11 protein-coding genes are annotated in these 12,079 nt (G+C 38.9%); 6 read left to right on the forward strand and 5 right to left on the reverse strand.

Annotation, left to right across the window (positions count from 1 at the left end):
- From FBD94_RS03730 to FBD94_RS03755, 6 genes are all read left to right on the forward strand, one after another.
- Nucleotides 1–1,455, forward strand: a complete 1,455-nt coding sequence (locus tag FBD94_RS03730; RefSeq protein ID WP_136879114.1) for a RagB/SusD family nutrient uptake outer membrane protein — start codon at nt 1–3, stop codon at nt 1,453–1,455.
- Between the two features lie 114 nt (nt 1,456–1,569).
- Nucleotides 1,570–2,520 (forward strand): ABC transporter ATP-binding protein, encoded by a 951-nt coding sequence (locus FBD94_RS03735; protein WP_136879115.1) that lies wholly within the window; start codon nt 1,570–1,572, stop codon nt 2,518–2,520.
- A 3-nt stretch (nt 2,521–2,523) separates the two neighbouring features.
- The gene (locus tag FBD94_RS03740; protein ID WP_136879117.1) at nt 2,524–4,818 is read left to right on the forward strand and encodes a Gldg family protein; all 2,295 of its coding nucleotides are present in this window, start codon (nt 2,524–2,526) and stop codon (nt 4,816–4,818) included.
- A gap of 8 nt (nt 4,819–4,826) precedes the next feature.
- The gene (locus FBD94_RS03745; RefSeq protein ID WP_136879118.1) at nt 4,827–6,176 is read left to right on the forward strand and encodes a MutS-related protein; all 1,350 of its coding nucleotides are present in this window, start codon (nt 4,827–4,829) and stop codon (nt 6,174–6,176) included.
- Nucleotides 6,173–7,513 carry a MutS-related protein gene (locus FBD94_RS03750; RefSeq protein WP_136879120.1) on the forward strand — a complete coding sequence of 447 codons (1,341 nt, stop codon included), beginning with the start codon at nt 6,173–6,175 and terminating at the stop codon, nt 7,511–7,513. The genes FBD94_RS03745 and FBD94_RS03750 overlap by 4 nt, the downstream gene beginning before the upstream one ends.
- Before the next feature lie 88 nt (nt 7,514–7,601).
- Nucleotides 7,602–7,850 (forward strand): hypothetical protein, encoded by a 249-nt coding sequence (locus FBD94_RS03755; RefSeq protein WP_136879122.1) that lies wholly within the window; start codon nt 7,602–7,604, stop codon nt 7,848–7,850.
- A 194-nt stretch (nt 7,851–8,044) separates the two neighbouring features.
- On the opposite strand, the gene FBD94_RS03760 is transcribed toward FBD94_RS03755, so the two are convergent.
- The 5 genes from FBD94_RS03760 to FBD94_RS03780 form a co-directional block, all read right to left on the reverse strand.
- Nucleotides 8,045–8,881, reverse strand: coding sequence for an oxidoreductase (locus FBD94_RS03760; RefSeq protein ID WP_136879124.1), 837 nt, complete (start codon nt 8,879–8,881; stop codon nt 8,045–8,047).
- A gap of 28 nt (nt 8,882–8,909) precedes the next feature.
- Complete coding sequence (locus FBD94_RS03765) at nt 8,910–9,311, reverse strand: nuclear transport factor 2 family protein (protein ID WP_136879126.1); 402 nt, start codon at nt 9,309–9,311, stop codon at nt 8,910–8,912.
- 128 nt (nt 9,312–9,439) lie between these two features.
- The gene (locus FBD94_RS03770) at nt 9,440–10,321 is read right to left on the reverse strand and encodes an aldo/keto reductase (RefSeq protein WP_136879127.1); all 882 of its coding nucleotides are present in this window, start codon (nt 10,319–10,321) and stop codon (nt 9,440–9,442) included.
- A 237-nt stretch (nt 10,322–10,558) separates the two neighbouring features.
- Nucleotides 10,559–11,209: an HD domain-containing protein gene (locus FBD94_RS03775; protein ID WP_136879129.1), complete on the reverse strand. Its 651-nt coding sequence runs from the start codon at nt 11,207–11,209 to the stop codon at nt 10,559–10,561.
- Between the two features lie 38 nt (nt 11,210–11,247).
- Nucleotides 11,248–12,000: an SDR family oxidoreductase gene (locus FBD94_RS03780; protein WP_136879131.1), complete on the reverse strand. Its 753-nt coding sequence runs from the start codon at nt 11,998–12,000 to the stop codon at nt 11,248–11,250.
- Between the last annotated feature and the right edge of the window lie 79 nt (nt 12,001–12,079).

A 12,079-nucleotide genomic window follows, 5' to 3' on the forward strand; every position in this document is an offset into this window, starting at 1 on the left:
ATGAACAAGATATTCTTTTCAATAAGTATTTTTTCACTATGCTTATTAAGCATTCTGAATACAGGATGCAAAAAGCTAATTGAAATCCCGGACAACGCTCCTGGACAAATTGTTACATCCCAAGTTTTTATTGACAGTGCATCTGCTGTAAATAGCGTAGTAGGGATTTACGCAAGTAACTTCTTTTTTTCGGGACCGTTAAACGGTGCAATTACCATTAACAATTCCATGTCAGCAGATGAGTTGGCAACCAATGAATCCTATTATTTGCCAATTTATAACAACGCTCTGAATCCTGGCGATGCCACTCTTGCTGAAGGAACCGTTGGAAGTCTTTGGTCTGCAAGTTATGGCAAAACGGCTATCTACCAGGCAAATGCCTGTATAGAGGGACTAACAGCTAGTGCAACGCTTAGCAATAGCCTGAAAGACCAGCTTATAGGTGAATGCAAGGTATTCCGTGCATTGTCATATTTTCACTTGGTTAATTTATTTGGAGCAGTTCCATTGGCATTGACAACTGACTACCGTGTAAACAACAAACTGCCAAGGGCTTCTGTTGAGGAGGTTTATGTGCAAATAAAAAAGGATCTTTTAGAAGCAAGTGCGGAATTAAAGTCGGGATACCCTTCTCCAGGAAAAGCTAGGCCAAATAAATATACAGCCTTAGCCTTGCTGAGCCGTATATATTTGTATCATCAGGAATGGGATAAGGCAGAAGAAATCGCAACAAATGTCATTACATTGGGAGGTTATCAGTTAGTTCAAAATCCCAATGATGTATTTTTAACAGGAAGCAATGAAGCTATATGGCAAATAGCGCCAATGGGGTTTTTTCCTTATATGTCGACTGAAGGCTCTACTTTGATTCCGTACGCAAACAACATCATACCTACCTATTACATCAATCCTTATCTGCTAAATGCATTTGAGGCAGGAGACAGAAGGAAAACCTCCTGGTTGAATACCAGTACTCCTCCAGGTGGCCCAACTTATTACTATCCGTATAAATATAAAAATACTTACGGCGTACAAACAAATGGGAATAGTGAAACCTATGTCATGTTCCGTCTTGCTGAACAATATCTGATCAGAGCGGAGGCAAGGGCAAAACAAAATAACTACAACGGTGCGGTAGAGGACCTAAATATTTTAAGACAAAGAGCAAGAGCTGCAGCTACCCCACAGGTTCCTAATCCATTGCCAGACTTGCCTTTGGACCTGTCTCCAACAGCAACTATTTCTGCCATCGCTCACGAACGGCAGATAGAGTTATTTTGCGAATGGGGTCATCGCTGGTATGATCTGAAAAGGACCGGCACAATCAATGCGGTGCTAGGAGCAGAAAAACCAGGGATATGGCCCGCCGACGGGCATGCGGCACTATATCCAGTTCCTCAAAATCAAATTCAAGCGAACCCTGGATGGATACAGAATCCGGGATACAATCAATAAAAAAAAGCATTAGTAATCAGTATATCAGTGGGTTTACTAAATGAATAGTTTAGTGAACCCACTAATATACCTGGTTAGGCTATACCTTAATTTCCGAATAATCAATTTAAAAACATGAATGAACCAATTGTTAGAGTAGAAAATCTTTCCCATCGTTATTCCGTGCAGTGGGCCGTGAAGGATATTAATTTCGAGTTATCCAGACAAGGAATATATGGGCTCCTGGGCGCTAATGGGGCTGGAAAATCTACAATCATGAATATTATGTGTGGCGTATTAAAACAAACACATGGAGAAATATTCATCAAAGGTATAAGCCTGAAAGAAAATCCCGTAGCAGCAAAACGACATATCGGCTTTTTACCTCAGCAAGCTCCATTACAGACAGACCTGACTGTTGAAGAATACCTAACATATTGTGCAAGATTACGGCTGATGCAACCTAATAAAATTAGTTCAGCAATCAGTGAAGTGATGTCGAAGGTTGGAATCACTCAGTTTCAAAAACGTCTGATAGGAAATTTATCGGGAGGATACCAGCAAAGGGTTGGAATTGCTCAGGCTATTATTCATAAACCAGATTTTGTGGTACTGGATGAGCCAACAAACGGGCTTGATCCCAACCAGATTTTGGAGGTGCGTAAGCTTATAAAAGAAATTGCCGAGGAAAGGACTGTGGTACTTTCTACACACATCCTTCAGGAAGTACAAGCCTTATGCGACAACATATGGATGATTAATGAGGGTGAGGTAGTTTTTACCGGTGGAATGGGCGATTTTGATAATTACATTCTACCAAGCACACTTATTTTATCATTGAACGCTGCACCGCCAATTGAAGAATTAAAAGCAATTCCAGGTATTCTCGGTATAGAGATACTTAGCCCAACCCAATATCGTATACAATTTTCAGATGCACAAGAAGTGACCGAGCTTATCGTTGCAAAGAGTGTTCAAAACAACTGGCGTTTGTCAGAAATCGGAGTAGAAAAAAGATCATTGGAGGATGTTTTTTCAGAATTGTCAAAAAAAAGAAATACATCAGCTAATTTTCCTATTAAATAAGAAATGAAAACAATTATAAATATAGCAAAAACCGAGTTACAGAAGTTATTCTATTCTCCGGTTGCATGGCTAATCCTCATTATATTTTTCTTCCAAGCCGCACTTGTATTTACCAAGTCTTATGAAGGTATGGTTCAGGCCATGGCGTATGGCCTCAAATGGCCAGGTATGACTAATACTATCTACACTTCTCAATTAGGCAGCTTGTTCGGTTCAATACCAACATACCTGTATCTATATATTCCATTATTAACCATGAACCTGATGAGTAGGGAAATCAGCAGTGGATCAATTAAACTTTTATACTCATCTCCTGTTACCAATACTCAGATTATTCTTGGTAAATATCTTTCTATAGTACTTTTTGGCGGAATAATGGTACTGACCACGGGAGCTTTTGCAGTATACGGCATCGTTACGATTAATCATGTGGATATTCTGCTGATACTATGTGCAATGCTGGGTACATTCCTACTAATTTGTGCATATGGTGCAATTGGATTATTCATGTCTTCGATTACTTCTTATACTGTTGTCGCAGCAATGGGTACACTGGGAATTTTTTCTCTTCTGGCCTATGTCAGAACTATCGGTCAGGATATAGAAATTGTACGTGACATTACCTATTGGTTCGCTATTACAGGAAGAGTAAACACATTTATCTCCGGTATGCTGACCACTGAAGATATATTCTATTTTCTGTTGGTTATTGCGCTCTTCCTTGGACTTACCATAATTAAATTACAATCTGGCCGTCAAAAAACCAGTACGGTAATCAAATGGGGCAAGTATTTTGCCATGATATTTATGGTGATGCTGTTAGGCTTTATTAGCTCGAGGCCCACACTAAAAAAATACGCCGATCTTAGCGCTACAAAAACAAACACGTTAACCAAAAGTAGCCAAGACGTGATATCAAAACTTAGTGGTGGCTTAATGATCACAACCTATGTTAACATGTATGATAATAACTCATTTCGTTTTCCGCCTATAGTGATCAAAAGTGATATGGAGCGCTATGAACAATATGTACGCTTCAAACCTGAAATCAAGTTAAAATACAAATATTACTTTCAGCATATCCCTGGCAGCTTTCTGGAAGGGCAGTTTCCAAAACTCTCCACTCAAAAACGTCTGGATACCTTAAAAAAAATCAACAAATGGAAATTTGATATTTTGCCTTATAGTGAAATTTCAAAAGAAGTAGATCTTAAGTCAGAAGGTTTCAGAGTGGTTACCTTGCTTGAACGCGAAAACGGCAAGCGTGCTTTTCTAAGACTGTTTGACGATAACTCAGTTCTGCCTTCAGAAGCAGAGACAACGGCGGCATTCAAACGTCTGACTACAAATATACCACTTGTTGGTTTTGTAAAAGGGCATGGTGAAAGAGAAAGCAGTAATAATACGGACCGGGGCTTCAGTATGATCGCTCAGGATAAAACGTTCCGTTTTTCTCTTTTAAACCAGGGATTCGATTTTATGGATGTGAATCTCAGCAAGCCGGTAACTTCGAAAGTAAATATCCTGGTAATCGCTGAACTAAATAAAACTATGAGCGATGGGGAAGAAGCAAATCTAAATGATTTTATTTCACGCGGTGGAAACCTGGTTATTCTGGGCGGGGCAGGACATCAGGAATTTATGAATCCTATTGTTAGTAAATTAGGCGTTCAATTCCTACCTGGAAGGTTAGTGAAACCAACAGAAAAAGTGTCACAGGATTTGCTAACCCTGAATCCGACAAAAGAAGCAGAGCAGTTCTCCTTCCATTTGAGAGAGATGTCCAGACAAAAAGCGCCACTGACTATGCCAGCAACTAGTGCATTAGCGTTTACTGAGGATAAGGGATATAAGGTAACGACATTATTTAAGTCTGATGCTAAAGGAGGCTGGAATGAAGTGGAAACCACCAATTTTTCAACTGAAACTGCACATATGAATGTTGCTGCTGGTGAACTAGAGAAAGCCTATCCTACTGTATTGGCTTTGTCACGCAGGATTGGAAATAAAGAACAAAAAATCGTAATCGCAGGAAATGCAGATTTTATAGCCAATGGAGAACTGTCGACAAACAGGAAAAATGTTGGTTCAGGAAATTTCTTTTTTATTAATGCGATATTCTATTGGTTATCGGATGAAATGGTTCCAATCGATATGCGTCGAAAACCCTTGCCAGACGATAGTTTAAACGTAGGTGAAAGCGCATGGGATATTGCAGCAATAATTTTCAAATGGGTACTTCCTATTCTACTGATCATTGTTGCCATAGTTATTTGGGTGCGCCGTAAAGGTAGATAAATCAGATCATGAGCTTCACAATAGATAAACAAACACTAGACGACTTGGCGATTTTCAGCCACCGTGGAAAAAAGTCCATTTATGATTTATTTAACCGTGCTGCAACTATAGGTGGTGCCGCTCAGTTAGATCAAATGTTCCGTTATCCACTATCGGATATGGGACAGATCAACCGCAGGAGTGCCATCCTCAGGGAACTGCATCAATACCATATTAAATTTCCATTCCGAGTAGAGCTCTTTGATATAGCAGAATTGTATCTGAAAAATACGGATACTAGAAGTCAGCTTACAAAAGAACAGAATAATCTCAAGCATAAATTTAACCAGGTAATTGGTGGAGATACCCACTTTCAATCCGTCTCAAACGGTGTAACTGCAATTTTGGAGATACTCATTGCTATTATTGATTTTATCAGTAATAGCAATTTACCAGCGGAATCCAAGGCTCGCGCCTTCTTTCTGGATGACTTCTATGAATCAGTAAAAGAACTGTCAGAAAACGAGATACTGAAAACGAGAAAAATAAAATCATTGTCTTTTGAGATAGTAGTTGATCTCGATAAACAATTCCGTTATCGGCTAAACGATAAATTAAGAAAACTAATAAATCATATATATACCCTGGATGCTTTTCTTGCTGTCGCTGAAACGGCACAAAGAAATAATTTCGCTTTTCCTGTAGCAACAACGGGTGATAAATATGAAATCACGATCAAAGAACTTTACCATCCTTTGTTAAAAAATCCAGTTGCAAACAATATCACAGTTGATCCTGAAGGAAATATCATCTTCTTGACCGGGGCCAACATGGCTGGAAAATCTACCTTTATGAAATCTTTTGGCATTGCTATTTTTCTAGCACATATGGGATTTCCTATTCCAGCCACCCATATGGAATTTTCCGTGTGTGACGGCCTTCTTACCACAATAAATCTTCCTGATAATATTAATATGGGCTATAGCCATTTTTACAGTGAAGTACTAAGGGTAAAACAAATGGCCGAACAGATCCGACTTGGAAAAAAAATTGTGATCATTTTTGATGAACTGTTTAGGGGTACGAACGTTAAAGATGCCTATGAGGCCACAGTAGCAATTGCAAGTGGATTTGCGAAAATCCCCAAAAGCATATTTATCGTTTCAACGCACATCATTGAAGCCGGAGAAAAACTTAGGGGCATGCATGAAAATATCAATTTCATCTATTTACCTACCCACATGCAAGGCGATAAACCTAGTTACACCTACAAAATTGAAAAAGGCATATCGGATGATAGACATGGAATGATCATCATTAGGAATGAAAGAATTCTGGATATTTTAGAAAAGGGACCTACTAAACCACATCATAAATGAGCTTCTCTGTAGATAAACAAACACTGGATGATTTAAATATCCTGGGCAAATACCAAAGCAACTCCATCTTCAGCCTGTTTAATCATGTAAAAACAAGGGGTGGCGAACGAATGTTAGAAGATATGTTTAAACATCCGCTTTCTGACGCACACCAGATTAATCACCGAAGTACTATCTTTCAATATTTCGAAAAAATAAATATCGAATTTTCCTTAGATCCTATCTTAATTGAAGGAACCGAGCACTTTCTTAGCGATTCCAGTGGAAGTAAGAGGGCAGCGTTTACTCAGGGTATCCGTCGGCAGGCTTTACATATGATTGGACTGAATACCGAATTCGATCTTTTCAATTCAGGACTTGAGCTCACAATACAATTCATAAATAAGCTTAATGAATTTCTACACGTAATTCGTCAAAATAATTTTCCTCACCTAAACTTACAAATAGAAAAATTTGATGAGCTTTATAATGATAAACGGCTGAATAAAATTCTATCCAGGAAAAAAGATCAGCAACTAGGCCTCATTCCCGTCATCCAGGCGGATTACCTGATACGCCAAAATTATAATCAACAGATCAGAGAAATTCTGCAATTCGTTTATCAGCTCGATGTTTATATCTGTGTTGCAGTGGTTGCCAAGAAAAAAGGATTTTGTTATTCAAATGTCCCTTACACGGAACAAAATACTTTGTCAATCACAGCATGTAGGCATCCAACAATTCCGAAAGCTGTTGCAAATTCAATTACTATTGATGAGCAAAATAATGTACTATTTCTCACCGGTGCCAATATGGCTGGTAAGTCTACATTAATGAAGGCTTTCGGAATTAACATTTATCTAGCACACATGGGCTTTCCTGTAGCTGCAGAAAGTATGATCTTTTCAATTAAGGATGGCATTTTCTCTTCTATAAATGTACCGGATAATATTAGTATGGGCTATAGCCATTTTTATGCTGAAGTGCTTAGGGTTAAACAAATTGCCATTGAGGTAAGCAGTGGAAAGAACCTGGTGGTAATCTTTGATGAACTTTTCAAAGGCACTAACGTAAAGGATGCCTATGATGCAACTTTGGCAGTGACAAGTGCTTTCTCAAAATACCACAGCTGTTCCTTCATTATCTCGACGCACATCATTGAGGTTGGTCAGATGTTACAGCAAAACAGTCAAAACATACAGTTTAAATATCTACCTACCATTATGGAAGGAACTGTACCAAGGTATACTTATGAGCTACAATCAGGGATAACTGAGGACAGACAGGGAATGATCATTATTGACAATGAGAAAATCATTGATATTCTCGTTGAAACAGCAAAAATTGGAAGTAAATGATCCAACTACAAAATTCAAACGATCAAATACTAAAATTCTCTAAACAATAATTATGAAAAACGTATAAGCTTTTATTTTAATAGCTCTATTGATATCATGCGGAATTAACACATCAGTTTATGCAGATGTGAAATTCAGTACTGATGAGATTAATAAGGAGCGCGGTGTGGTTATGGCAGGAAAAAGACTGGGAAAAGGCGAGCAAGAGAGAATGCAGACAACGTTCTACGTCGTTATTGTCAATAATTTAAGATATGCCCAACGGATCCCCGTTGGGCTAGAAAACATTCTTTTAGAATTTAAGCCTGAAACACTCCGCAATTATTATCATGACTGATATCGCCCTAATGTGCAGGCATTGATTGTGGTAGGTGATATCGATTTCGACCAGATGGAACATTTATTAAGAAACTAGTCAATCCAGATTGAAATTCTTCATATAGCTGTGAATATTTATTTACAGCTATCCCGCTCTTTATCAAAATGGATATTTTTAATTCGCGTACACCAGATTTTTTATAAACTTATAAGTCATGATGAGTGATCAGTTCCGGTAATTACATTTTTCCATGCTTCAATATCATTTGCGAAATTGGCAGTTTTAATTTGGTAACTCTCTAATGCATCTTTACCCAAAGGAAGATGTAAAGGAGGTTTTTGGCTATACACAATTTGTATCAGCGCATCAGCCAGTTTTTTAGGATCACCAGGCTGCATTTTATTAACCATTACCGCTCTTGAACGCATTTTTCCCACGGTATCTTCGTAGTCATCAATAATATTGGAAATGGTATTTAATGAAGATTCGTCCAAAAAGTTCGTACGGAAATAACCCGGTTCAACTGCTGTAACATGAATATTTAAGGGGGTCAGCTCTTTGGAAAGCGCCTCACTAAAACCTTCCACTGCAAATTTCGTCGAATTATATAAACCCCAACCGGCTGACCCGGATAGACCTCCAACAGAAGATATATTGATAATGTGCCCACTGCGCTGATTGCGTAAATGAGGCAGCGTGTGACGGATCACGTTTAAAGTACCAAACACGTTAGTGTCATACATGTGACGGATCTCTTTATCTGATGCTTCTTCCACGGCCGACAATAAACCAAATCCCGCATTGTTCAGCAGTACATCAAATTTACCAAATTTTGATATCGCTTGACCTATAGCTTCTATCACTTGTTCTTCCTGTGTGACATCCAGACTTACTATAAATAGATTTTCATGCTTAAGTTCCTCTAATTCTGGCGCCCGGTTTCGTGCTCCTGCTACTACCTTGTCACCTGACGCCAGTACAGCCTTTGTGATTTCTAATCCCAAGCCCCTAGATGCTCCTGTGATAAACCATGTTTTTTGATCTTTCATTTTTTTTAACTTTAAATTTTGAATGTTACTATTTACGGTCTGGGATTCTTCTCATAATATCGGCAAACTCGATCCCGTCCAAAAAGGCTACTACCCTGACTATCTTTTTGTTTTTAATCTCCATGGTCCACGAATAACTAGCATTGTAAGGTTTTCCATCTGCCGCGGTTGCCTTGCCATCCCATAAAGCAACTACAATGTTGCCATCAGCATAAAGTTCGGTAACCTTAGGTATAATCTTTTTTGAAAGACGGTCATTTAATGGAATGATTACCTCATCCATAAATTGCTTTTTGTTTACATATGTTTTGGATAGTGGGGTGCTGCCTGTGATAGTCCATTGTATATCTTCTGCTAACAGGTCAAAAAAATTACCGGTACCACTTGCCCATTTATTAAAGCCTTCTTGAATTAATACTTTATTTTCCATTGTGGGTGATTTTTTATGTTGGGCGTGAAGAACGCCCATAGTTAAAAAAAAGAAATTTAGCATTGTGATACCCAATACCTTGCCATATCTAAAACTAAAAATACGCTTGATTTCCATAGTTTGTAATTTTATTTGGATAATATTTCAAATTCTCTGTCTGTCAATTTTATCTGTACAGCTTCCATATTTTCCTGAAGGTGAGCTGGGGAGCTAGTGCCAGGAATAAGGAGGATATTTGGCGAACGTTTCAGCAGCCAAGCTAAAGCTATTTGTGAAGTTGAGGCATTATGCTTATCTGCGATATGTGCAAGCTTATCCTTCAGTTTATCGGGACCTGATGCGAGTGGGAACCAGGGAATAAAGGCCATGCCATTTTTCGCGGTATAGTCTACAACGTGCTCCCAGCCGCGTTCGGACAAGTTATAAAGGTTTTGCACCGATACGATCGGCACAACTTTTCTTGCGCGTTCAATAACTTTAATATCAACTTCCGACAGGCCCACGTACTGGATCTTGCCAGCACGTACGGCATCGGCAACGGGTGCCAGCGTTTCTTCGATCGGAATTCTAGGATCAACACGGTGCAATTGCCATAACTGGAGCCGTTGTTTATCCAAGCGCTTCAGGCTTCCCTCAATCGCTTGAGCTATATATTCCGGCTTGCCGTTGACGTGCCATTGACCAGGACCACTGCGTTCCAATCCACCTTTGGTTGCGATAACAATGCTGTCATAATAAACACCTACCGCCTCTTTAACCAGTAATTCATTAGTATGAGGACCGTAGGAGTCAGCAGTGTCAATGAAATTGACGCCAGATTCCACTGCAGAATGGAGCACACGTTTGTCAAGATCGCGATTTGAAGAATCTCCCCACACGCCCGAACCATTTAATTGCATGGTTCCATAACCTAAACGATTAACTTCTAATTCATTGTTAAATTTGAAGGTGTATATAACATCGCTTTTGCTTAATTCTTTTTCTTCTTTTTGATTTTTAGTCTTTTCCATAATCTATCAATTTATATAATATCTAAAGTTATGATAATCAAATAGATAACTAATAGTGATTTGATCAACTGCTAATGTTCAAATATCTCAACATTCGTCAACATTGTAACGCTAATTTTATTAACCTCACCAACCCAATGAACTACATTCAATAAAGTTTCTCTGCATAAAATGTTCAATTGCTTAGATTCTACTTAAGGAGTGAGTTTAAATCATTTGTTGTGTTTTCTGTAATACTTATTCACTCCATGGTGAATGCAATATACAATCACAGAAATTTTTTCGATGGAAATTTGGTATCATAAATGCACATACATCGGCTTTAATATTACCGAAGGTTGTTTCTGTTTTATGCTCAAAACCACTGAAAAAAGTTGGAATAATATTTTTCTTAAAATCATTCCTTGGAAAGGCTTTTATGATATCTTCTCTATGTTCTGCGCTAAGATTCTCGTAACCTTCACCCATGACATCTAATCCTACTCCGGAATACATTAAGGCAACTTCCGCTTCTTTATGCTCGGCAATTCCGATGGTAGTGTGGAGGGCGATTGTATCCCATGCCAATTGGAGCTTGTCTTGCGCTATGCCATGGCCCTTCAAAAAATCACGGGCTGCATTGGCCCCGTCTACTTCAAAGCGCAGATCAGGGCTGCTATAATGTTTAGTTAAGCCCAGGTCATGAAATACGGAACAAACATACAATAGTTCCGGGTCGTACTGCAAACTATTCCGTTTACCGTTAAGAGAAGAGAAAAAGAATACCCGCAATGAATGATTGTAGATAAATTCCGTACCGTGCTCTAGCAATAATTCCGTAGCTTGATTGGCAATGGTACTGTCTGGAATAACGATTCCCGCCAGCGATTTTACTTTGTTTATTGACATGATTATTGTCTTTTTAATATTTGATAATAAATATTGAATTAATTTGTTGCGCCGCCGTTAACCAGTAGATGCTGTCCTGACACGAACGAAGAAAGTCCACTCGCAAAGAATTCTGCTGCATTGGCTACGTCCTCAACTTCTGCCAGACGTCCCATCGGACAGCTATCTAACAATTGTTTCCGCAGTTCTGGATAACTATCTGGGTCAGCGAATATGCCCGAGTGATCTACCGCAAAGGGGATAATAGAATTGACTGTTACCCCTCTATGGCCAATCTCTTTTGAAAGGATGTCTACAAGATAGCGTGGTGTGGTTTTACTGCCGCCATACACTGCCATTCCTGGTACTGGGAATGAGGTGGTGCTGGATGCGATATAGATGATGCGGCCGTTATCGGTTACTGTTTTTGCAGCTTGCTGCATGGTGAAATATGAGCCTTTGGTGTTTATAGAAAACAAGCGGTCAAATTGTTCCTCGGTAAAATCGACTACCGGGGTTTCGACCATTTCAATACCGGCATTGGCTACTATAATATCTATTTTACCAAATTCTTTTTTTGCTTCGGCAAATAACCTTTCAATATCGGCTACCTTGCTTACATCGGCCTGTACAGCTATTACTCTTGAGCCCATGGCTTTGATATTCCTTACGACGTCATCGGCAGATGCTTTGTCGCGGGAATAGTTTATAACGATATCGGCACCTAAAGCTGCGTAACGTTCGGCAATCGCTTTACCTAAACCTCTTGCGGATCCGGTAATTAAGGCTACTTTATTTTTTAATAAGTTCATGGTTTGTTGTATTTAGTCCGGAACTCCACAAGTGAGGAAATCCGGATGATGATTGAATTGATTAATATTTTTTGCATTT

It is taken from the genome of Pedobacter hiemivivus (genome assembly GCF_005144565.1).
In the GTDB taxonomy this organism is placed as follows: Bacteria; Bacteroidota; Bacteroidia; order Sphingobacteriales; family Sphingobacteriaceae; genus Pedobacter; species Pedobacter hiemivivus.

What these genes read in the sequence shown, in the direction of transcription:
- FBD94_RS03730 (WP_136879114.1), top strand. Translation starts at nt 1, where the DNA reads ATGAACAAGATATTCTTTTCAATAAGTATTTTTTCACTATGCTTATTA.
- FBD94_RS03735 (WP_136879115.1), top strand. Translation starts at nt 1,570, where the DNA reads ATGAATGAACCAATTGTTAGAGTAGAAAATCTTTCCCATCGTTATTCC.
- FBD94_RS03740 (WP_136879117.1), top strand. Translation starts at nt 2,524, where the DNA reads ATGAAAACAATTATAAATATAGCAAAAACCGAGTTACAGAAGTTATTC.
- FBD94_RS03745 (WP_136879118.1), top strand. Translation starts at nt 4,827, where the DNA reads ATGAGCTTCACAATAGATAAACAAACACTAGACGACTTGGCGATTTTC.
- FBD94_RS03750 (WP_136879120.1), top strand. Translation starts at nt 6,173, where the DNA reads ATGAGCTTCTCTGTAGATAAACAAACACTGGATGATTTAAATATCCTG.
- FBD94_RS03760 (WP_136879124.1), bottom strand. Translation starts at nt 8,881, where the DNA reads ATGAAAGATCAAAAAACATGGTTTATCACAGGAGCATCTAGGGGCTTG.
- FBD94_RS03765 (WP_136879126.1), bottom strand. Translation starts at nt 9,311, where the DNA reads ATGGAAAATAAAGTATTAATTCAAGAAGGCTTTAATAAATGGGCAAGT.
- FBD94_RS03770 (WP_136879127.1), bottom strand. Translation starts at nt 10,321, where the DNA reads ATGGAAAAGACTAAAAATCAAAAAGAAGAAAAAGAATTAAGCAAAAGC.
- FBD94_RS03775 (WP_136879129.1), bottom strand. Translation starts at nt 11,209, where the DNA reads ATGTCAATAAACAAAGTAAAATCGCTGGCGGGAATCGTTATTCCAGAC.
- FBD94_RS03780 (WP_136879131.1), bottom strand. Translation starts at nt 12,000, where the DNA reads ATGAACTTATTAAAAAATAAAGTAGCCTTAATTACCGGATCCGCAAGA.